20 protein-coding genes are annotated in these 20,235 nt (G+C 70.8%); 14 read left to right on the top strand and 6 right to left on the bottom strand.

Translation table 11 applies throughout. The features are described 5' to 3' along the window. Positions 1-479: HIT family protein (locus tag NYZ98_RS39770; RefSeq protein WP_316249658.1), on the top strand; the 479-nt coding region annotated here is incomplete at its 5' end. A gap of 168 nt (positions 480-647) precedes the next feature. On the opposite strand, the gene NYZ98_RS39765 is transcribed toward NYZ98_RS39770, so the two are convergent. The 3 genes from NYZ98_RS39765 to NYZ98_RS39755 form a co-directional block, all read right to left on the bottom strand. Next, entirely contained in the window at positions 648-1,049 is a 402-nt protein-coding gene (locus tag NYZ98_RS39765) for an NUDIX hydrolase (RefSeq protein ID WP_262850454.1), read from the bottom strand. Positions 1,050-1,190: 141 nt separating this feature from the next. Further along, positions 1,191-2,123: a serine hydrolase domain-containing protein gene (locus tag NYZ98_RS39760; protein ID WP_262850456.1), complete on the bottom strand. Its 933-nt coding sequence runs from the start codon at positions 2,121-2,123 to the stop codon at positions 1,191-1,193. 151 nt (positions 2,124-2,274) lie between these two features. Further along, a complete protein-coding gene (locus tag NYZ98_RS39755) occupies positions 2,275-3,459 on the bottom strand; it encodes a PucR family transcriptional regulator (protein ID WP_262850452.1) in 1,185 nt (394 codons plus the stop codon). A gap of 345 nt (positions 3,460-3,804) precedes the next feature. On the opposite strand from NYZ98_RS39755, the gene NYZ98_RS39750 reads away from it, so the two are divergent. The 8 genes from NYZ98_RS39750 to NYZ98_RS39715 are packed head-to-tail and all read left to right on the top strand — an operon-like array spanning position 3,805 to position 12,642. Then, on the top strand, positions 3,805-5,247 hold the full coding sequence (locus NYZ98_RS39750) for an aspartate aminotransferase family protein (RefSeq protein ID WP_262850450.1): 1,443 nt from the start codon (positions 3,805-3,807) through the stop codon (positions 5,245-5,247). Then, positions 5,229-6,269, top strand: coding sequence for an NAD-dependent epimerase/dehydratase family protein (locus tag NYZ98_RS39745; RefSeq protein ID WP_262850448.1), 1,041 nt, complete (start codon positions 5,229-5,231; stop codon positions 6,267-6,269). Before NYZ98_RS39750 ends, NYZ98_RS39745 begins: the two co-directional genes overlap by 19 nt. Before the next feature lie 20 nt (positions 6,270-6,289). Beyond that, the gene (locus tag NYZ98_RS39740; protein ID WP_262850446.1) at positions 6,290-7,273 is read left to right on the top strand and encodes a UbiA prenyltransferase family protein; all 984 of its coding nucleotides are present in this window, start codon (positions 6,290-6,292) and stop codon (positions 7,271-7,273) included. Positions 7,274-7,304: 31 nt separating this feature from the next. After that, positions 7,305-8,309, top strand: coding sequence for a glycosyltransferase family 2 protein (locus tag NYZ98_RS39735; protein ID WP_262850444.1), 1,005 nt, complete (start codon positions 7,305-7,307; stop codon positions 8,307-8,309). Positions 8,310-8,312: 3 nt separating this feature from the next. Beyond that, the gene (locus tag NYZ98_RS39730; RefSeq protein WP_262850443.1) at positions 8,313-9,326 is read left to right on the top strand and encodes a glycosyltransferase family 2 protein; all 1,014 of its coding nucleotides are present in this window, start codon (positions 8,313-8,315) and stop codon (positions 9,324-9,326) included. Further along, entirely contained in the window at positions 9,323-10,309 is a 987-nt protein-coding gene (locus tag NYZ98_RS39725; protein ID WP_262850442.1) for a hypothetical protein, read from the top strand. The genes NYZ98_RS39730 and NYZ98_RS39725 overlap by 4 nt, the downstream gene beginning before the upstream one ends. After that, positions 10,306-11,619, top strand: a complete 1,314-nt coding sequence (locus NYZ98_RS39720; protein ID WP_262850440.1) for an endonuclease/exonuclease/phosphatase family protein — start codon at positions 10,306-10,308, stop codon at positions 11,617-11,619. The genes NYZ98_RS39725 and NYZ98_RS39720 overlap by 4 nt, the downstream gene beginning before the upstream one ends. 6 nt (positions 11,620-11,625) lie before the next feature. Continuing rightward, positions 11,626-12,642, top strand: a complete 1,017-nt coding sequence (locus tag NYZ98_RS39715; RefSeq protein WP_262850438.1) for a glycosyltransferase family 2 protein — start codon at positions 11,626-11,628, stop codon at positions 12,640-12,642. Here the strand turns inward: NYZ98_RS39715 and NYZ98_RS39710 are convergent. Beyond that, entirely contained in the window at positions 12,609-12,905 is a 297-nt protein-coding gene (locus tag NYZ98_RS39710; protein ID WP_262850436.1) for a hypothetical protein, read from the bottom strand. The genes NYZ98_RS39715 and NYZ98_RS39710 overlap by 34 nt on opposite strands. Here NYZ98_RS39710 and NYZ98_RS39705 point away from each other — a divergent pair. From NYZ98_RS39705 to NYZ98_RS39685, 5 genes are all read left to right on the top strand, one after another. Next, the gene (locus NYZ98_RS39705) at positions 12,885-13,919 is read left to right on the top strand and encodes an endonuclease/exonuclease/phosphatase family protein (protein WP_262850434.1); all 1,035 of its coding nucleotides are present in this window, start codon (positions 12,885-12,887) and stop codon (positions 13,917-13,919) included. The genes NYZ98_RS39710 and NYZ98_RS39705 overlap by 21 nt on opposite strands. A gap of 2 nt (positions 13,920-13,921) precedes the next feature. Beyond that, entirely contained in the window at positions 13,922-14,587 is a 666-nt protein-coding gene (locus NYZ98_RS39700) for a class I SAM-dependent methyltransferase (RefSeq protein ID WP_262850432.1), read from the top strand. A 225-nt stretch (positions 14,588-14,812) separates the two neighbouring features. Next, entirely contained in the window at positions 14,813-15,154 is a 342-nt protein-coding gene (locus NYZ98_RS39695; RefSeq protein WP_262850430.1) for a MazG-like family protein, read from the top strand. 287 nt (positions 15,155-15,441) lie between these two features. Continuing rightward, positions 15,442-16,836, top strand: a complete 1,395-nt coding sequence (locus NYZ98_RS39690; protein WP_262850428.1) for a CBM96 family carbohydrate-binding protein — start codon at positions 15,442-15,444, stop codon at positions 16,834-16,836. Between the two features lie 427 nt (positions 16,837-17,263). Then, positions 17,264-18,085, top strand: coding sequence for a TolB family protein (locus tag NYZ98_RS39685; RefSeq protein ID WP_262850426.1), 822 nt, complete (start codon positions 17,264-17,266; stop codon positions 18,083-18,085). A 5-nt stretch (positions 18,086-18,090) separates the two neighbouring features. Here the strand turns inward: NYZ98_RS39685 and NYZ98_RS39680 are convergent, their stop codons facing one another. After that, on the bottom strand, positions 18,091-18,996 hold the full coding sequence (locus NYZ98_RS39680) for a neutral zinc metallopeptidase (RefSeq protein ID WP_262850421.1): 906 nt from the start codon (positions 18,994-18,996) through the stop codon (positions 18,091-18,093). 385 nt (positions 18,997-19,381) lie between these two features. Continuing rightward, entirely contained in the window at positions 19,382-19,945 is a 564-nt protein-coding gene (locus NYZ98_RS39675) for a magnesium and cobalt transport protein CorA (protein ID WP_262850419.1), read from the bottom strand. Positions 19,946-20,235 lie beyond the last annotated feature (290 nt).

Here is a 20,235-nt window from a genome sequence, read left to right as displayed (position 1 = left end):
CCGCACCCCCCGTTCCTTCAGCTCCGGTGGATAGCGACGCTGGGCAGGGTGAGGGGAACTGGATCGACCTGACATGGACTCCATCCTTTCCAACCGATGAAGTCTCCATCAATCCCGGCGCGGTTCACTATGCCACCCTGCCTGGCTATGTGCTGGTCGCGCCCAAGGCTCATGTTGAGCATGTGGTCCGTGATCTGGACGAGGAGAGGTTCCTCGACCTGATGCGCAGGATTCGCAAGATCGCCTTGGCCGTCGAAGCGGCGGTGCCGTGCGAGCGAACCTACGTGTTGTCGCTGGGCAGTCAGCGGGGCAACTCCCATTTGCACTGGCACATCGTGGCGCTGCCTCCTGGGGTGCCGTACGAGCGGCAGCAGTACCACGCGCTCATGGCGGAGAACGGGATCATCGAACGGACTCCGGAGGAGGCGGCTGACCTGGCGGCCCGGATTCGTGCTGAGCTGGCCAGGTTGCCGGAGTAGGTGCGTATCGATCCACTGGGGTGCCGTCTCGCCTACTGGGCTGCCTACTCGGTCACCCGATCTGGCTTACTGGACAATCCTCCCCAGCCGGGTACGCCGTCTCTGTTCATTGAGGTGGAGCACGTAGGTAGGGGAGATAGCCCTTGGGGTGGCCGTCGGCTGGTGGTGTCAGGTTAGGTGGCCGGAGTGGTGGAGGTGGTCGAAGATGGTTTGGTCTACGGGGGATACGCGGGGGCGGTCGGCGTAGGTGAGCCAGGTTACTTCTTCGATCTCGCTGCTGGGGGTGGGGGTTCCTTGGTGGTCGGCGGTGTAGCAGGTCATTTGGACCGTGATGCCGTCGGTGTGGCCGTGGGCTTGGGCGTGGAAGGTGCCGATGTGGGTCGCGCCTGCCGGGATGATGGTGACGGCGAGTTCTTCGTCGATTTCTCGGATGAGGGTGTCGAGGTCGGTTTCGCCGGGTTCCCGTTTGCCGCCGGGAAGGTAATAGACGTCCTTGCCGCGTGATCGGGTGCTGAGGATCTTCCCGTCGTGAAGGTGAATCCAGGCGACTTTGTCGATGACGGTGGTCATGTTCTCTCCAGTCGATGGTGGTGGGTGGTCCCGGCCATCTCTGGTCCGGTCATGGTGTGGGCTTGCTCCGGGTGGTGTTCACGCCTCGGCTGTGGTGTTCGTGCTGGCGCTCGGCTCGGTGAGGTGTGGGTAGGAGGATTCCTACGGGGTGGGGTGGAGGGGTGGGAGGATCACTTCGTTGAGTACGGTTGTGGCGGTTGGCTGGTCGGGGATGTTGTACTGGCCGGCGGTTATGGCGACCACGAGGTTTAGTGCGGGGGCGATGTAGAGCCGCTGGCCGCCGTTGCCGAAGGCGCCTGTCCAGGTGTCGCCCGTGTACCACTGGTAGCCGTAGTGGAAGCCCTCGTCGATGCGCACGTGGGGGTGGAGTGCGGCCGTCAGCCAGGATGTGGGGACGAGGTCACGCCCTTCGTCCAGGACGAGAAGGCCGATCGCCAGGAGATCGCGGGGGGTCAGGCGGAGGCCGGAGGCCGCCAGGGCGCGGTCGTCGGCGCCGGTGGACCATTCCCAGGATGTGATGCCGAGGGGGTCGAACAGGCCGGCGCGGGCGTATTCCTCCAGGGGCAGGCCGGTGCCCTTCTCGATGAGGCGCGCGAGCAGCGCCGATGCGCCTCCGCAGTAACTCCAGCGGACGCCGGGCTCCGCCACGATCCGCTGTTCCAGGATGTAGCGGTAGCGGTCGGGGGCGAGTTCCATCGCGATCTCGCTGTTGGCGGCGCTGGTGTAGGGGACGTCCTCGTTCCAATCCAGGCCGAGTGTCATGGTGAGCGCGTGCTCGACGGTCAGCGCGGCGCGCCGGGGGTCGGCCGCGAGGTCCGGATACTCAGGGAAGTACGGGAGCAGCGTTTCGTGCGGTTCGGGTACGTGCCCGTCGGCCAGGGCGATGCCGTACAGGAGGCCGACGACGCTCTTGGTGACCGAGCGCATGTCGTGCAGGGTGCCGGGGGTGAAGCGCACGTGGCCGAGGGGTTCGTTCAGCTTGAAGTCTTCGCCCTCGCCGTAGTGTTCGAGGATCACTTGGCCGCGCTGGACGGCGACGACCCCGTGAAGGCCGGGAGCCCGGTTCCCCTTGATGACCTCGGTGAGACGCTCCGCAGGAGTGCGGATCCGGGTAGGAGGGTCAGAGGCCGGAGGGGCTGAGGCCGGAAGGTCCGAGGCCGGAAGGTCCGAGGCGGGGCGGTCCGCTGGGGGGCGGTTGTTCATGAGGCTGTTTTATCGCAGGTGGTCAGTTCAAGGGGGACCAGGCGCCGGCGAGGACGCGGGCTACGACGGTGTTGAGGACGCGGATGCCGCGGGTGGAGCCGGGGTTCAGGTCGGTGAGTTCGCGGACGCGCTGGAGGCGGTAGTCCAGGGTGCGTGGGTGGATGTGCAGTGAGGCGGCGGCGCGCAGGCGGTTCATGTCGCAGCCGTAGTAGACGTCCAGGGTGGTGACGAGGTCGGGGCCGTTGGAGAGGCGTTCGGCCACGCCGCGCAGCCACTCGTCGATCTGGGGCAGTTGCGCGGTGCCGAGTTCGACGAAGACGTCGGCGAGGGCGTACACGCGGCGCGGTACGGGCTCGATGGGCGCCATCTGGCTGACCTGCCGGGCCAGGGTGAGCGCGCCGGCCAGGGCGTGGACGCGGGCCGTTGCCGTGCCGACCGAGCACGGCCGGCCGATCGTCTCGGCGAAGTCGTGCGCCAGGGTGAGCGCGCGGTGCTCGGCCGCCGCGGGGACGCCGTCGGTGTCGGGCACCAGGCCGACGAACTCCTCGGGTGCCGGCCAGGCGAGCGGCATCCGGTCGCCGTCGATCAGGATCTCGATGACCTCGTCCCGCAGCCGGTCCATCCAGCGGAACGGCCGTCCCGCGATCCGGACGACGGTCACGACGTACCGTTCGGGGACGGGCATGCCGAGGTTCCTGGCGAGTTCGGGCGCCGCGGGGTCGTTGGCGAGCAGCATTTTGGCGAGCAGCTGGACGCGGGTGACGAGCGGCAGGAAGCGTTCCTGGCCCTCCATGTAGCCGCGGGTGTAGGCATTCTGGGCGTTGAGTCCCTGCGGGGCGAGCCAGCCGAGCATGAGCATCAGGGCGTCGAGGTCGTTGGTGCCGGCGGCGTCGTGGATCTCGTGCAGGGTGAGGGTGGAGTGCAGGACGAGGACCTGCCGGTGCGAGGTGAGGGACACCCCTTTCTCGCCGCGTTCCTTGCCGACCGCCGCGATGTACGCGAGGTCCTCCGCGCTGAAGGGCTGGTTGTCCTCGGCGAGTTCGAACGTGCGGCGGCGCAGGACCACCGCGAACTCCAGGAGCGAGGTGCCGCCCCGGGGGCCGCTGGAGATCATTCGGAAGTCGGCCAGTTCGCGTTCGTAGACGTCGGCCGCGCGGCGGGCGTTGGCGTCCACCCGGGTTCGCAGCAGGTGGAAGAAGTCTCCCATGCCAGGCCTCCCCGTCAGTCAGGGACGTAGGCCGCCAAGGATAGTACCGACTAACTGATCCGCATATGCCGCCTTATGCCCAGAAAAGTCCGAAACTCGGGTTTCTGGTGTCCGGTTGTGGATGGTCACGAACCCATCGAAGTTTTCGGCGGCCCCCCATACCGACAATTTACGGCAATTCGTGAAAAATGATGAAATGTGTGGTTTGTGCTACGTGATTTCACGCAGTCATACCTACTGTTGTGCTGCCCTTCACGGACGCGAAAACCCGCCACTCCCCGTTAAGGGCTCACCCCTTGCCACCACGCGAGCCATGGCCGCCCGCGCAATGGAAGGAAGGCATGCGTGCCCGAGCTGATTGGCATCGACGAGTGCGAAAGCCTGACCGCACAGCAGGTCCACGACATGTACGGCAAGTACGTCAGCCGCAGCCAGGTCTCCCTGATGACCTCCTTCGGATTCGGCCGTGAACTGGTCGAACGCGCTGAGGGCATGTGGATCTGGACCCGCGACGGCCGCAGGATCCTCGACTTCACCGGAGGGGTCGGCGTACTCAACCACGGCCACAACCATCCGCGCATCCTGGCCGCCCGCCGGCGGTTCCAGGAGAGGCGGCGGATGGAGGTGCACAAGACGTACTTCTCACCGTACGTAGCCGCGCTCGGCCACAATCTCGCTCAATTGCTGCCCGGGGATTTGAACATGTCGTTCTTCCCGAATTCCGGCGCGGAGGCGGTGGAGGGCGCCGTCAAATTGGCGTACAAGTATCACAAGGGTAAGCGGCACCGGATACTCAGGTCCGACATCGCATTCCACGGGAAACTGCTCGGATCCGGTGGTCTGACGGCCGCCGGGCAGAACCGTTTCGGTTTTCCCACGATCCCCGGCATCGGCGTCTTCACCTACGACGACCTGGCGTCCGTGCGCGAGGCGGTCGCCGCCGCGCGCCGTCCGGACGGCCGGTGCGACGTGTACGCGATCCTCGTCGAGCCGTTCAGCGCGTCCACCATGCGCTTCTGCTCGGAGGAGTTCCTGCGCGGGCTGCGCGAGATCTGCGACGCCGAGGACATCGTGCTGGTCTTCGACGAGATCTACACCGGCTGGGGCAAGACCGGCAGCCTGTTCTACTTCACCCGCCACCCCGGCCTCGTCCCCGACGTGGTGACCACGTCCAAGACCTTCGGCGGCGGCAAGTCGTCCATCTCCGCCTTCGTCGCCAGGGAGCCGGTCTTCCGCAAGGCGTACGACAACCTCACCGACTCCCTTCTGCACAGCACCAGCACGACCTACTACGGGTTCGGGGAGGAGACCGCTACGGCCATCGAGGCGGTGAACATCGCCGTCGAGGACGACTACCCCGCCCGTGCGCGCGAGATAGAACGCGTGCTCGCTCCCGGTCTGGACCGCATCCGCAAGGAACATCCCGAAGCGGTCGCCGAGGTGCGCGGCGCCGGCGCGCTGTACGGGATCTTCCTGGACGGCGGGCCGAAGATCCTGGACCTGGTGGCGAGGATCGCCCCGGCCGGCCTGGCCCGCGACCCCAACTTCCGGATCAAGCTGATCACCTGCGCGGTCGTCGACGCCCTCTACCGCGACCACGACATCTACACCTACTACACCCTCAACGGCCGCAACCCCCTCGTCGCGGCCCCCGCCGCGGTGGCCGAGCCCGCCGACGTCGAGTACTTCCTGGACGCCCTCGACCAGACCCTGGCCAAAGGACTCACCCGGCTGGTCAGCCGCTTCGTACGGGAGAAGGTGGCGCCGCGATGGCCGTCCGGGTCGTAGTGACGGGCAGCAGCGGGATGCTCGGGAGCACGCTGGCCCGGCACGCCGCGCTCGCGGGGTACGAAGTCCTGGGCGTGGACCTGCGCCCGCCGGCCGGCCCGGCGCCCGCGTGGCCGTACCGCGTGGGGGACATCAGGGACACCTCGCTGATGGACGAGGCGATGGCCGGGGCGGACGCGGTCGTGCACTGCGCCGGCGCGCTGCCGAGCTACCCGGCCGACCAGATCCGCGAGGTGATCGTCGGCGGCACCCGCAGTCTCCTCGCCGCGGGCCGCCGGGCCGGTGTGCCGCGCGTCGTCCACGTCTCCTCCACCGCCGTGTACGGCCTGCCCGCCGTGGTCCCCACCCCCGAGCACCACCCGCGCGAACCCGTGGACGCGTACTCGCGCGCCAAGGCGGAGGCGGAGGAGGTGGCCGAGAAGTTCCGGGCGGACGGCATGTGCGTGCCGATCCTGCGCCCCAAGACCTTCCTCGGCCCCGGCCGGATGGGCCTGTTCGCGATGCTCTTCCAGTGGGCCGAGGAGGGCCGGAACTTCCCCGTCCTCGGCAGCGGGGACGTGCGCATCCAGATGCTGGCCGTCGAGGACCTGGTGGCGGCCGTCGCGGACGTCCTGGCGGCCCCCGCGGAGGTCGCCAACGACACCTACAACGTGGCCGCCGCCGAGTTCGGCACGCTGCGGGAGGACTTCCAGGCGGTGCTCGACGCCGCCGGGCACGGCAGGCGCATCGTCTCGCTGCCCGCGCGCCCGGCGCTCACCGGTCTCCGCTTGCTGGAGCGCAGCGGGCTCTCCCCGGTGTACGGCCGGCTGCTGTACAAGCTGCGCGCCGACTCCTACGTCGGCATCGACAAGATCCGGGACCGGCTCGGCTTCCGGCCCAAGCTGTCCAACAGGGACGCCATCCTGCGCACCTACGAGTGGTGGCGGCGGCAGCGGGCGGACCGCTCGCCCCGGGCCACCGGCCGTACCAGCGGCGACGCGTGGCGGCAGGGCGCGCTGTCGCTGGCCAAGGTCTTCTTCTGAGCCGGGCTGGAGGTGGAGAGATGTACGTCGCCGAATCGGCCGGTGCGCACGGAGGGCCGCTGCGTCAGGATCCGCCGCCTGGCCTGGCCGCGGCGGACCGGCCGGCCCTGGTCGTGGACCTGGTACGCCTGGTGCGGCCCCTGCACTCGGCCAAGGCGCTTCTCCTCATGCCGGTCGCGCTCATCGGCGCCTCCCCCTGGACCCTCGCGGCGGTCGGCGGGGTCGCGTGGGCCGCGCTCGCGTTCATCCTGGCCTCCGCCGCCGTCTACGTCGGCAACGACATCGCCGACCGGCACCGCGACCGGCGCCATCCCGTCAAGTGCCACCGCCCGATCGCCGCGGGCCGGGTGCCGGTCTGGGGCGGTTACGTGTACTGCGCCGCCCTGCTCGGCCTGCTGGCCGCCGTGGTCGGCACGGGCCAGGGGACGTACTGGCCGGTCCCGGTGTACCTGGCGCTGAACGTGGCCTACAGCCGCGTGCTCAAGCACATCCCGCTGGTGGACGTGGTGACCGTGGCGCTCGGCTTCGTGCTCAGGGTCGTCCAGGGGTACATCGCCACCGGGGAGCGGGTGGCCGGCTGGCTGCTGGTCACGGTGTTCTCGGTGTCCCTGCTGCTGCTCATCGGCAAGAGGCGGCAGGAACTGCTGGAGGTGGGCGCCGCGCACCGGCCGGCGCTGGCCGGCTACTCGGTGGAGCTCGCCAACGCCCTGCTGCAGATCACCGCGGTGCTCGCGCTGGTCGCCGGCCTGATCTACCTGAACACCGAGGCGCCCTTCGGCCCCGACCACGGCGGGACGGCGATGGTGCTGTCCACGCCGTTCGCCTTGTTCGCCCTGTTCCGCTACCTGCAGATCCAGCTCGCGGGGCAGGGCGGCACCGATCCCGTGCGGGTCCTGCTGCACGACCGCGTCATGGTGGGCGTCTGCGCGCTGTGGATGGCCGTGCTCGCCGCCACGCTCGTCCTCACCCACTATCCCGTCCTGGCCCACGCGATCCTGCCATGAAAGGTGAATCGTGTCCCGATCGTCCGCTTTGGTGTCTGTCATCGTGCCGGTCCACAACGCGGAGAAGACGTTGCGGGCGTGCCTCGCTTCGGCACTGAACCAGACGTACGGCCCGATCGAGGTGATCGTCGTCGACGACGCCAGCACCGACCGGTCCCGCGCGATCGCCCGCGAGCATCCCTGCGCGCTCGTCGAGCGTCCGCGCAACGGCGGGCCCTCGGCGGCGCGCAACGCGGGGGTGGCCGCGAGCGCCGGCGAGATCCTGTTCTTCCTCGACTCCGATGTCGGCCTCGCCCCCGACGCGGTGGGCAACGCCGTCCGGCTGCTGCGGGCCGACCCCGGGTGCGGGTGCGTGTACGGCGTGTACGACAAGGTGCCGCTCGTGGACGACGGCCCCGTGGAGGCGTACCGGATCCTGCACCTGCACTCCGCCCTCACCCGGGGCGTGGGCCTGACCAAGAGCGCGATCTTCGCGCTGGCCGCCGTGCCACGGCGGGTGTTCGACGATGTGGGGCCGTTCGACGAGAATCTGCGCAGCGCCGAGGACGACGACTACAGCGAGCGCCTGCTCGCGGCGTACCGCATCCGGCTCACCGACGCCGTCTCCGGCCGGCACGACGACGCCGACCGGCTGGTGTCCCTGCTCGCCGAGCAGTACCGCCGCGCCCAGCTGATGCCCTTCGCCGCGCGCAACCGGATGCGCAGGGGCGCCCTGAAGATCAACCGGATGACCGGGGTGCTCGCCGCCGCGCTCACCTTGGCCACGCTCCCGATCGGGCCGGCCTGGCCGCCGCTGCTGCCGCTGCCGGCCGCCCTGTTCGTCCTGTTCGCGGTCGCCGACCCGCCGCTGTCCCGCCTCGTGCTGCGGGAGAGGGGGCCGGGGTTCCTGGTCTTCTTCACCGCCGTGCACTTCCTGGTCCACGTGGCGCTGCTCGCCGGGGCCGCCACGGGATGGGTGCGGGCGGCGGCCGACTCCTCCTTCGGGCCGTCCGGGCGCCCGGCGGCCCGGCGCTCGATCGATCCCTCGGAAGGCTGAGCCATGGACCCGCGGCCCCTCGTCACCGCCATCGTCCCCAACTACAACTACGGGCACGTGCTCGGGCTCTGCCTGCGCGCGCTCAAGGAGCAGACGTACACCCCGCTGGAGATCATCTGCGTGGACGACCGCAGCACCGACGACTCGGTCCAGGTGGCGGAGTCGCTGGGGGTCCGCGTGATCAGCACGCCGGCCAACACCGGCGGGGCCTCGGTCCCGAGGAACATCGGCGCCGAGCACGCCCGGGGCGAGATCCTGTTCTTCCTCGACTCCGACGTCGCCCTGGCCCCGGACGCGGTCGCCGCCGCCGTCGCCATCCTGCGGTCCGACCCGAAGATCGGCGCGGTCTGCGGCAACTTCGATCCCGTCCCGCTCATCCGCGACAAACTGATCAAGGAGTACCGCAACCTCTTCCGGCACTACTGGCTCGGCCTGTCGGAGGGGCCGATCAGCGGGTTCCTGCCCAGCGCCATGATCGCCGTGCCCGCCGCGGTGTGGGCCGAGGTCGGGCCCTGGAACCCCGACCTCACCCAGTCCGAGGGCGCCGACGTGGGCGAGCGGCTGGCCGACCGGTACGAGGTGCGGCTGACCTCGGCCGTGCACGGCCGCCACGACGACGACGCCACGCTCGGCATCGCGCTGTGGAAGGTCTTCACCCGGACCCGCGTGCAGGTGCCCTTCTTCCTGCAACGCCGGTACGCGGCCGGGGTGGTCGGCTCGCCGGAGGCCGGGGCGAGCCTGGCCGCCGCGCTGACGGCGGCCACCCTGCCCGTGCCGCTGCTGGCCGGCGCCGTGTGGCCGGTAGTGCTGCCGATCATGACACTGGCCGCCTGGCTGGCCATCGACCGGCGGATGTACCGGTTCGTGTTCGGCGCGCGGGGGCCGGTCTTCGGCCTGTACTTCGTCGCCACGCACTTCCTGGTGAACCTGACCATCGCCGCCGGGGCCGCCACCGGCATCGCCCAGTGGCTGGTGTCGCGGTCGTTCCGCCGCATGTACCGCAAGGCGCCCGCATGACGGCGACGCACGCCGGTCCCGCGGCCTCGCCGGTCCGGCGGCGCGTGTTCGCCGGGCTGCGCGCCGTCTGCTACCTGCTGGTGCTGGGATTCCTCGGCTACCAGGTGTGGCGGGTGAGAGCCGGGCTGGGCGCCAGCCTGCGGGTGGTGGGGTGGGGGAGCGCCCTGCTCGCCGGGGCGCTCGCCGCGGTCGGCGGGGTGCCGGGCTTCTTCGGCTGGCGGATGCTGCTAGCCGCGCTCGGCACCCGGCTGACGCACTCCGCCGCGCTGCGCGTCTTCTTCCTGGCCGGGCTCACCCGCTACCTTCCCGGCGGCGTGTGGCCCGCCGTGGCGCACGCGGCCTCCGCCCGGACGCTGGGCGAGCCGCCGGCCCGGCTCGCCGGGGCGTTCGTGGCCGCCCAGGGGCTCGGCGTGGTCTCCGGCCTCGCCGTCGGACTGCTCGCCCTGCCCTGGCTGGTCGCGGCCGACGCGATCTGGTGGGCGCTCCCGCCGCTGCTCGCCGCCGCCCTGGTCCCGCTGGCCGCGCCGGCACTGCTGACCAGGGCGCTCGGCATCGCCCAGCGGCTCCTGCGCCGCGGCGGCCCGCCCCCCGCCCTGCCCGGGCGCTGTACCCTGCTCGCGGTCACCGGGGTCATGGCGCTCGGCTGGCTGGTCAGCGGCACGCACATCGCCGTGCTCGCCATCGCGCTCGGCGCGCCCGCAGGCGGGGCGATGACGGTGGGCATCGGCGGGTTCGCGCTGGCCGCCGTGGCCGGGATCTTCACCATGGTGATGCCGTCCGGACTGGGCGGACGCGAACTCGTCCTCGGCCTCACCCTGGCCACCCAGCTTTCCGGCTCCGGCCTGGTCACCCTGGTCGCCCTGAGCCGGGTGCTGATCACGGTGGGCGAGATGGCGTCCGCCGCCGCGGTACTCGGGCTGCTGGCCTGGACCGGCCGCGCCGCCCTCCCCACCGGCCACCGTCCGCCCAGGAGCGACCCATGACCGCCATTCCCGGCCCCGCGCGGGCCGTACGCCTGGCCGGGTGGGCGGCGCTGGCCGCGCCCGTCGCCTGGGTGCTGTTCGCCCTGGTCAACTGGGTGGCCACCGGCCGGTTCTGGTGGTGGGGCGGTTCGCTGCCCCTGCTGCTGTTCCTCGCCGCGCCGCCCGTGGCCCTCGCCGTGCCGCTGATGGTGGCGCTCGGCCGCACGTCCCTGTCCCGTACGGACCGGGTCCTAGTCGGCCTCGCGGCGGCCGAGCTGGCACTGATCGTCCTGCACAGGCTGCTCAGCGGGCGGACGTGGGTGTGGCTCCTGCCCGACCTGGCGACGCCGCCGCTGATGTTCGCGGTGCTCCCGCTCGCCCTCGCCGCCGTCGCGCTGCTCAGGATGCGCCGGGCCTCCGTCCTCGCATCAGCGGGCGGACGGTGGGCGCTCAGTCTCGCGCTGGCGGCCCTGGCGCTCGGCGCCGGCGAGGCGGGGCTGAACCCGCGGGCGCTCTGGGCCGGCGGCGGGCCGGCGGCCCCCGGCGCGCTGCGCGTCGTCTCGTGGGACACCCTCGAATGGAACAACGGCGACGACCCCGACCACTTCTACCGCTACCTGACCGGGCAACGCGCCGACGTCTACCTGCTCCAGGAGTGCGTGGACGGCGGCGCCGAGGCCCGGCGGCCGATCCACGACCAGGACCGGCTGCGCCGGGAGTTCCCCGGGTACCACTTCGCGGCCGTCGAAGGCCTGATCACGATCTCGCGGTACCCCATCGTGGCCCAGGCGCCCCTGGAGACCAACCCGCAGCCGCCGCCCGGCGTCCCGTTCCTGAAGGGGTGGAAGCACGGCGCGCTGCGCACGGACCTGCTGGTCGGCGGGCACGTCCTCTCGATGTACAACGTGCACTTCTACGACATGTTCCACCTGTACTACAGCCCGCTGAGCTCGGAGTTCTACCGGTCCATCCGCCTGCTGGACGCCGAGAGAAAGCTCCAGTTCGACAAGCTGGCCGCCGACCTCGGCGGCAACCCCCACCCGAAGCTGGTCTCCGGCAACCTCAACGTGCTGCCGCACATGGGCGACCTCGACCGGCTCGGCCACCTGGAGGACGCGGGGACCGCGGGCACGTCGCCCTACCCGGCGACGCTGACCTTCGCCGGCCTGCGGCTCTGGCGGATGGACTGGACGCTGGTCTCGCCGGGCGTCGGCGTCCAGCGGTACGACCTGCGCTCCCCCGAGGGCATGTCGAGCCACCACCTCCAGGCCGTGACCGTGTCCCCACCGGCCCAGGACACCACCGCGAACCCGATCACCGCAGCGAGGTAGGCAACCGTGAGCGCACCCCTGGTCAGCGTCATCATCCCCAACTACGACCACGAGAGGTCCCTGCCGTTGTGCCTGGCCGCCGTCCAGGAGCAGACCTACCCCGCGCTGGAGATCGTGATGGTGGACGACCGCAGCACCGACGGCTCGGTGCGCGTCGCCGAGTCCATGGGGATCGAGGTGACGAGCACCCCGGTCAACGGCGGGTCCGCGGTGGCGCGGAACACCGGCGCCGAGCGGGCGAACGGCGAGATCCTCTTCTTCGTCGACTCCGACATCGCCCTCGCGCCCGACGCGGTCGAACGCGCGGTGGAGATGCTCTCCGCCGACCGGGGCATCGGCGCGGTGTGCGGCATCGAGGACCCCGACCCGCTCTTCCGGGACAGCAGGGTCGAGGACTACCGCGCGCTCCAGCACCACTACTGGACGACCGACTCCGCCGGGGAGGTGTCGTTCCTGTGGTCGGCCATGTTCGCCATGCGCGCGGACGTGTTCGCCGAGATCGGGCCGTTCAACCTGATGCTGCGGTACACCGAGGAGGTCGACTACGGCCACCGCGTCAACCAGCGCTACCGGATCGTGAGCACGCCGGAGATCCACGGCCGCCTGGACCACGACGCCGAGCTCGGGCCGCTGCTGCGCAAGCTCTTCCACCGTGGCCGGTTCCGCGTCCCGCTGTACGCGAAGAAGCGCCGGTTCGCGCAGGGGTACGAGACGGCGTCGCGGGCCTGGAGCTCGCTGGCGACGCTGCTGGCGGTGGCGACGCTGCCGCTGCCGCCGGCGTTCGGCCCGTGGTGGACCCTTGTTCCGGCGCTGCTCCTGGTCACCTCGCTGGCCTGCGACGCGGGAATGTACCGGTTCGTGTTCGCCCGGCGGTGCCCGGTGTTCGGCGTCTTCTTCGTCGGCGTGCACTTTCTGGTCAACCTGGTGATATCCGCCTCGGTGATCGCGGGTGTGCTGCAGTGGCTGGGCTCGGCCAGGTTCCGCGGCATCTACGACACCCCGCCCGCCGTGACCGTCACATGACCCTCGACGACACCCGCCGCCCCCCAAACGGCGCCGTTGGTGATCGCGTCCCGCCCGATCGGCCTGCCGGGGGCCGGGCCGCTCGGGAGGGCGGTGGCCGTGGCCGGGTCGTTCAGGAGGCCGACGGCCGTGGCCGGGACGCTCGGGAAGCCGATGACCGTGGCCGGGACGCTCGGGTACCGGGCGCTCGTGGGCGGGCCGTCCGGGCGTACCTCACGCTCGGAGCCGCGCTGGCCTGGACGGTGTTCGTCGTCCTGCACCACCTGCTCTCCGGGCGGTTCTGGCTCTGGTTGCTGCCCGACCTGGTGCCCCCGGTGGTCTACCTGGTGATCCCGCTCGTCCTGCTCGTTCCGATCGTCGTGACCGTCGTCCGTCCTGCCGCCGCGCGGCCGGGCGGCGGCAGGTTCCGGTGGGGGTACGGCGCCACCGTGGCCGCCGCGCTGGTCCTGGGCGCGGGTCAGGGCGGTCTGAACCTCGGGGGGCCGTCCGGGGACGGCGGGCCGGTCCCGCCCGGGGCGCTGCGCGTCGTGTCGTGGAACACCGAGTACTGGACGCAAGGGGAGCAACCAGAGCGCTTCTACGCCTACCTGAGATCCCTGCGGGCCGACGTGTACGTCCTGCAGGAGTACATCCACTGGGAGGACGGCGGGCCCCGCTCGATCGACGAACTGTTTTCGATGCGCCGCGAGTTCCCTGGGTTCCACATCGCGGTCCAGGGCGAGCTCGTCACCCTCTCCCGCTTCCCCATCGTGGCGGCCCCGAAGGTCGGCCCGGCCGCGACCCTGCGCCCGGCGTCGCCCTGGCGGTCGGTGTACGACCTGGCGAAGGTCCTGCGGACGGACCTGCGCGTCGGCGCGTCCGTCCTGTCGGTGTACAACGTGCACATCCCCGCGCAGTACAAGGTGGGCGACAACCCGTTCACCTCCCGCTTCTACGCCGATCTGCGCGGCCGGGACGCGCTCCGGCGGGCGCAGTACCGGGGACTCGGCGCCGACGTCGGCGCCAACGGCAACCCGCTGCTGGTGGCCGGCGACTTCAACACCACGGCCGCCATGGGGGACCTGCGCGGGCTCCCCTCGCGGCTCACCGACGCGGGCCGCGCCGCCGCGTCCCTCTACCCGGCCTCGTGGCCCGCCGGGGGACCGGCGTTGTGGCGGCTCGACTGGGCCTTCACCGCCGGTCCCAACGTGCACGGATACGCCTTCCTCGACCCCCAGGGGATGTCCGACCACCGCGTCCAGGAACTGCTCATGTCCATCGAGTCCCCGAGGAGCTGACCATGTCCCGTACACGCCCGCTCAAGTTGCTCCCGCAGTCGGCGTTGCGCCCCACGAGCCCGGTCGACCACCCGGGCTGGAACTACCGCCCGCTGCTCGGCCGCGTCCAGCGGCTCAGGTTCCGCATGATCCTCGGCCTGCTCGACGGCGAGCGTTTCGGCCGGCTGCTCGAGATCGGCTACGGCAGCGGCGTCTTCCTGCCCGAGCTCGCCCTGCACTGCGACGTGCTGCACGGCGTCGACCCCCACCCCATGGCGGACGAGGTGGCCGCCGACCTGGCCCGGCACGACGTCAAGGTCACCCTGACACGGGCGGGCGTGGAGTCCCTGCCCTACGAGGACGGGTTCTTCGACTGCGTGGTCACCGTCAGCGCCCTGGAGTACGTGCCGGCCATCGACGCGGCCTGCCAGGAGATCCGCCGGGTGCTGGCCCCCGGCGGCACGTTGGCGGTCGTCACGCCGGGCGCCACCCCGCTGTGGAACCTCGCCCTGCGCGTGGCCACCCGAGAGGGCCCCGAGCAGTACTCCGACCGGCGCCAGAAGCTCCAGCCCGCCCTGCGACGGCACTTCCGCCTCACCCGCGAACTCCAGACCCCCCGCTTCGGCGGCACCCCCCTGCGCCTCTACACGGCCCTCCGCCTCCGATCGGAGGGGGCGCCCTCGGACTGACGGCGAGGAACACCTCGTACGGGCCGCGAGGAACACCTCGTGCCGACCGCGAGGAGCGCCTCGTGCCGACCGTGGGGGACGATCTCGTACCGACCGGGAGGAACCCCCTCGGGCCGGCCGGGAGAAGGTCCGGGGCCGGAAATTGTCGGCCTGGCCTGGCAGGATGTGTGCGGTCGAGTCCTGGACCACTCCTGAGATGGCGTGGGGTAATTCGGAGGTGCCGTGGTGAGTGACCAGTGGGCGACGCTCGCCGCCCTCGTCCGCTGGCTGGACGCCGCCAACGGGACCGGCGACCAGGAGGCCGCGATGCGGGTGCTGAAGGTGACCGAGGAAGCGGGCGAGGTGGCCGCGGCCCTCATCGGCATGGCCGGGCAGAATCCCCGTAAGGGTGTCACCCACACGGCGGAGGACGTCGCGGAGGAGCTGGTCGACGTCGCGGTGACCGCGCTCGTGGCCCTGCACTCCTTCACCCCTGACCCGGAGGCGATGTTCACGACGAAGCTGGCGGACATCGCCCAACGCGTCCACGCCACCGCCCAGGACACCCCTGACCCACAGCCACCCTGACCGGGAACACCCTCGCCGCGGGGTCGGACGTCGGGTGCCGGCGCGAGAAGAGGCCCGACTGACCACTCACAGCCACCCTGACCGGAACGCCCCTCGCCGCAGGGTCGGAGGTCGGGGTGCTGGCGGGAGGGGAGGCTCGACAGGGTGGGGGGTGGTGTTCGATAGTTCATCGAGTCGCCTTTGCGTGATTCGCCTTTCGCCATCTCCTCTCCTGGAGGGTCGGCTAGCGTCCGAGTAACCCGGATCCACCGCAGAGCATGGGAGGGCTTCGGCAGATGTTCAGGCGCATGGCCGCCATCGCGGCCGCACTCGCCGCCGTCGTCGTGGTCACCGTCACGGTCGCCGTCGGGGTGGGTGACACCCCGGTCGCGATGGCCGCGACCACCACCGTGACGCCGGCCGCGGACACCTACGTCGACAGCACCGCCGTCAACACCAACTACGGGACGTCCGGCCAGCTCGGCGTGGACAACTCGCCGGTCAAGCGCATGTTCCTGAGGTTCGACGTCTCCGGCCTGACCGAGACCGTCACGGGCGCGCGGCTGCGCGTGCACACCGACGACGTCTCCGGCTCGGAGAGCGACAACGGTGGCACGTTCAGGTCGATGAGCGCCCTCGGCTGGGCCGAGACCGGCGTGACCTGGAGCAACCAGCCCGCCATCGACGGCGCGACCCTCGGCTCGCTCGGCGCGGTCGCGCGGAACGGCTGGTACGAGGTCGACGTGAGCGGTTACGTCACCGGCAACGGCACCTTCGGCATCGGTGTCACCTCCTCCAGCGGCAACGGCGCGGACTTCGACTCGCGCGAGAGCGGCACCACCGCCCCCCAACTGGTGATCACGGTCGGTTCCTCCCCGTCGCCGACGCCCACACCCACCACCTCGCCGGGTGACCCGGTGCTGGTCGGCGCGGGCGACATCGCCAGCTCCGCCTCCGGCGACACCGCGACCGCCAACCTGCTGGACGGCATCCCGGGCACGGTGTTCACGGCGGGCGATGACGCCTATCCGAACGGGTCGGCCTCGAACTTCTCCAGCTACTACGCGCCCACCTGGGGCCGCCACAAGGCGCGCACGCGCCCGGTGCCGGGCAACCACGAGTACGTCACGTCGGGCGCCTCCGCGTACTACGCCTATTTCGGCTCGGCCGCCGGTGACCCGGCCAAGGGCTACTACTCCTACGATCTCGGAAACTGGCACGTGGTGGCGCTGAACTCCAACTGCTCGGAGGTGGCGTGCAGCGCCGGGTCCACGCAGGAGCGGTGGTTGCGCTCCGACCTGGTGGCCAGCACCAAGCCGTGCACGTTCGCCTACTGGCACCATCCGCGCTTCACCTCCGGCGCCAACCACGCGCCCGACACGACGGTGGCGCCCCTGGTGCAGGCGCTGTACGACAACAACGCCGACGTGATCGTCACGGGCCACAACCACCAGTACGAGCGGTTCGCTCCGTTGAACCCGGGCGGGCAACTCGACAACACGCGCGGCATCAGGCACTTCGTCATCGGGACGGGCGGCGCCGACCTCTACAGCTTCGGCACGATCCTGGCCAACAGCGAGGTCCGTAACAACAGCACCTTCGGCGTGGTGAAGTTCACCCTGCACCCCAACAGCTACACATGGCAGTTCGTACCGCAGGCAGGCAAGACCTTCACCGACACCGGCACCACCACCTGCCACTGACCGTGCCCCACACCCGGCCGAACGACCCGGCCCACGCGGGACACAACCTGCGCGGGCCCGACCCGTCCGGGTGGAGGGTGCGCGGGCCGGTTTCGCGTGGTTCCGGGGAGACCGGGCCGGGTTCGCGATGGTGAGCGGGCTGAGCCTGCGGGTGCGGGTGGTAATCGCGGTGGTGTCGGTGGCCCTGCTGGCCACCGTGGCCGTCGGGTACGTCCTCCACGCCCGTTCCGGCGCTGCGGGCGCCACCGGATCGGGCCCGGCGGGGGTTGCTGATCCGATTCCGTCAAGGGGCTCTGGATCGAGTCCGGGCGTCGTCACCGGATCGGGGTCCACAGGGGTAACCGGGCCGAGCTCGGCAGGGAGCGGCGGGGCGGGGGGCAGTGGTGGGGGTCGGCTTCGGGTGCTCAGTAATGGGGTGTTGTCCGGCGTGTCGCTTCAGGATCCGGGCGGGCCGAGGGTTCTCACGTCCCAGCGGTGCGACCGTGCTTACGTCGCGGGCGGCACCATCGGCTGCCTGCGTCCGGTGAACCCGATGGGGCTCACCCGGCTGGCCGTCCTCGACCGGGACCTGCGGGAGCGGCGGTCGATCAAGCTGACCGGGTTCCCCAACCGGCTTCGCGTGTCGGACAGCGGCCGGATGGTCTCCTGGACGCTGTTCATCGACGGCCACTCGTACGCCGGGAACGGGTTCTCGACGAGCGCGGGGATCCTCGACACCCGGACCGGGAAGATGGCCGCCTCGCTGGAGGAGTTCGCGGTCACCGTCGACGGCCGGCCGTACCGGGCGGCGGACGTCAACGTGTGGGGTGTCACCTTCACCCGGGACGACAACCGGTTCTACGCCACGATGGCCTCCGCGGGGCACCGCTACCTGGTCGAAGGCGATTTCACCGCGCGGACGCTCCGGTCGGTGGCCGACGGGGTCGAGTGCCCCTCGCTGTCCCCGGACGGTACGCGCATCGCGTTCAAGGCCGCCGTCGGCGGTGATCCCGCCAAGGGGTGGCGGTTGTCGGTGCTGGACCTCGCGAGCGGGAGAAGGGTCGCACTGGCCGAGAGCCGCAGCGTCGACGACCAGGCGCTCTGGCTGGACGATCACGACGTCGCCTACGGGTTGCAGCGCAGCGACGGTGTCAACGACGTGTGGGCCGTCCCCGCCGACGGCACCGGCCAGGCGAGGCTCCTCGTCCCGGGGGCCAACTCCCCTTCGGTGGACATCCCCACCCCGGCAGGCACCACTCCGGGGCCCTGACGGTGTCAGGTGACGGCGCTCTTGCGGGGTGACCAGGTGTCGCAGGAGCCGGGTCTGCCGGAGTGGTAGCCCTTTTCCAGCCATCGGAGCTGGGTGGAGAGCCGCCCGTGGTCACGGACCCATTGCCCGTTGAGAGTGCCCTGGTAGGTCTCCCGGAACTGCCACCACGGGGGTAGCTCGCCGCGCATCGCGTGCAACGCCACGCCCGCCAGGCACTCGGCCTGGAGCTCGAGTCGCCTGGACGCGAGGTCCTCCGCCTTGCGCGTGGCGGAGTTGTCGTACACGTCCCACTCGTAGTCGCTGATGTTCGCCAAGGCCTGGAGATGGTGGCTGTACTCGTGGGCGATCACCTCCGCGATCCAGGGCACCGCCCAGGAGTGGAGCTCGGAGCGGCGGACGATGACGTAGTACGTCCTGGTCTCGTCGCAGTAGGTGCCGTCGGCTCCCTTGGAGGGCATGAGCCCGCACTCCCGGTCTTCGGTGCGGCGCTGGACGAACCTGGCCCTGGGCGGCGAGAACCGGATCCGTGTCCGCCAGAACTCGCGCGCCCAGATCCGGTCCAGGCAGGACGAGATCTTCTTCATGTAGTGCTTCATCGACGCCCAGCTACCCGCCTTGATCGCCGGGAGCGGGCATTTCGCCGTGGCCTTGGGCGCGCCGTAGAGCGGGTTCGCGACGGCCGCCTCCCGGCCGTACGGCCCGAGGAAGTACTCGCCGTCCGCGATCTTCGGGGCCGGTATCGAGGGCGGGGCGGCCAGGCGGGAGCGCGAGGAGGGGGGAGAGGGCGTGGGGGAGGGAGAGGGCGACACCGGCTGCTGCGGCACCGACATGGGGATGGGGTCGTCCAGCGGCTCCGCCGTACAGGCGGTCACGAACGCGCAGACCAGCAGCAGCGGGAGAAGACGGCGCATGATCGTGGAGCTTATGCGGCAAATATTACAAATTACGCATGGCGCCGGAGGTGTGTGCGCGATCGGTATCGCGCCTTGGAGAGCCAGGTCGCGCCGTGAGCGGAGCGTCTTTTCGGGCGTCCGCAACCGGGAATCGGCGGGTCATCCTGATCGGTCCTCTGCCGTCAGCGATCATCGCGATTCCGGCAAACACTATAGTTCACGCGAAGTCGGTTCGCGGCACATGCATCAGACATGCATTAACCAAGCCGTCTTAAGTGCAATTCACCACCTCAACCATAAATAACGCGATTTGTCGCCTCCGCAGACCGAAGGCCGGTACGGGATGCCCAACGAGAGCGAGTAATGGAGGAGGGGTCGTGGAGCCGCGCGGGATGGGGGGAGGTTAGGGATTGGTCAGGTGGCGGAGGACTTGGGTGCGGGCTGGGGGGGTGAGGCCGTTCAGGAGGTGGTCGGCGCGGGGGGTGGGGGAGGCCTTGACCAGGTCGGCGATGGTGGCGGGCGGTACGTAGACGAGGACGCGGCAGGCTCGCTCGATGGGCATCGCGCCGACCAGGGGGGAGGCGGCCGAGGCCAGGGGCATGGTGGTGATGATCCCGGCGGCCGTGCGGATGTCGGCGTGGGCGAGGATGCGCGCCGCCTCGGCGGGGGCCAGCGTCCCGAGGACGGCCGAGGACTCGCCGAGACGCATGTAGTCCAGCGCCTTGCCGGCGCGGGCGGCGGACAGCATCCGCAACACCGAGGCGGTCTCCCGTGGCCTGACCGCCATCTCGTCCAGCAGGCCGCCGGCGATCCTGGACGGGGTGACGGCGAGGACCGAGGCCGCGGTGATGCCCGGCAGCGCGAGCAGGATCGCCGCCGCCACCTTGGGCTTGGCCCGGATCAGCACCTCACGGACGGCCACCGCCGACAGCGGGCCGACGAGCCGCGCGGCCCGTTCGGCCGCCATCACGTCCACCAGCCGAGCCGCTTTCCCAGGTGAGAGCCTCCTGAAGTCCGGCAAATCCGATTTGTTCGGTCCATTCACTCCATCCGCCCCATCCGGTGTACGCGGCGGATGCGATCGCGAAGCCCGCCCCGTCCCGGACGGCGTCCGTTCCCCCGACCCCGAAGGTCCTGGTGAGGCATGCCCACGCCCAGCGGACCCAGGCCGCGGGTCTCCGGGCTGGGACGGCTCGCGGGGCGGGGGTCTGTGGCCGGGGGATCCGGGTTGCGATGGGGCGGGTTTGGAAGGGCGGG

Source organism: Sphaerisporangium corydalis (assembly GCF_025506355.1).
GTDB lineage: Bacteria > Actinomycetota > Actinomycetes > Streptosporangiales > Streptosporangiaceae > Sphaerisporangium > Sphaerisporangium corydalis.
The sequence above is the reverse complement of the archived record's forward strand: the minus strand, read 5'-3'. Positions and strand labels throughout refer to the sequence as shown.

Coding starts and splice junctions, on each gene's coding strand:
- NYZ98_RS39765 (WP_262850454.1), bottom strand. CDS start 1,049: ATGACCACCGTCATCGACAAAGTCGCCTGGATTCACCTTCACGACGGG.
- NYZ98_RS39755 (WP_262850452.1), bottom strand. CDS start 3,459: ATGGGAGACTTCTTCCACCTGCTGCGAACCCGGGTGGACGCCAACGCC.
- NYZ98_RS39745 (WP_262850448.1), top strand. CDS start 5,229: ATGGCCGTCCGGGTCGTAGTGACGGGCAGCAGCGGGATGCTCGGGAGC.
- NYZ98_RS39740 (WP_262850446.1), top strand. CDS start 6,290: ATGTACGTCGCCGAATCGGCCGGTGCGCACGGAGGGCCGCTGCGTCAG.
- NYZ98_RS39730 (WP_262850443.1), top strand. CDS start 8,313: ATGGACCCGCGGCCCCTCGTCACCGCCATCGTCCCCAACTACAACTAC.
- NYZ98_RS39725 (WP_262850442.1), top strand. CDS start 9,323: ATGACGGCGACGCACGCCGGTCCCGCGGCCTCGCCGGTCCGGCGGCGC.
- NYZ98_RS39720 (WP_262850440.1), top strand. CDS start 10,306: ATGACCGCCATTCCCGGCCCCGCGCGGGCCGTACGCCTGGCCGGGTGG.
- NYZ98_RS39700 (WP_262850432.1), top strand. CDS start 13,922: ATGTCCCGTACACGCCCGCTCAAGTTGCTCCCGCAGTCGGCGTTGCGC.
- NYZ98_RS39690 (WP_262850428.1), top strand. CDS start 15,442: ATGGCCGCCATCGCGGCCGCACTCGCCGCCGTCGTCGTGGTCACCGTC.
- NYZ98_RS39680 (WP_262850421.1), bottom strand. CDS start 18,996: ATGCGCCGTCTTCTCCCGCTGCTGCTGGTCTGCGCGTTCGTGACCGCC.
- NYZ98_RS39675 (WP_262850419.1), bottom strand. CDS start 19,945: ATGGCGGCCGAACGGGCCGCGCGGCTCGTCGGCCCGCTGTCGGCGGTG.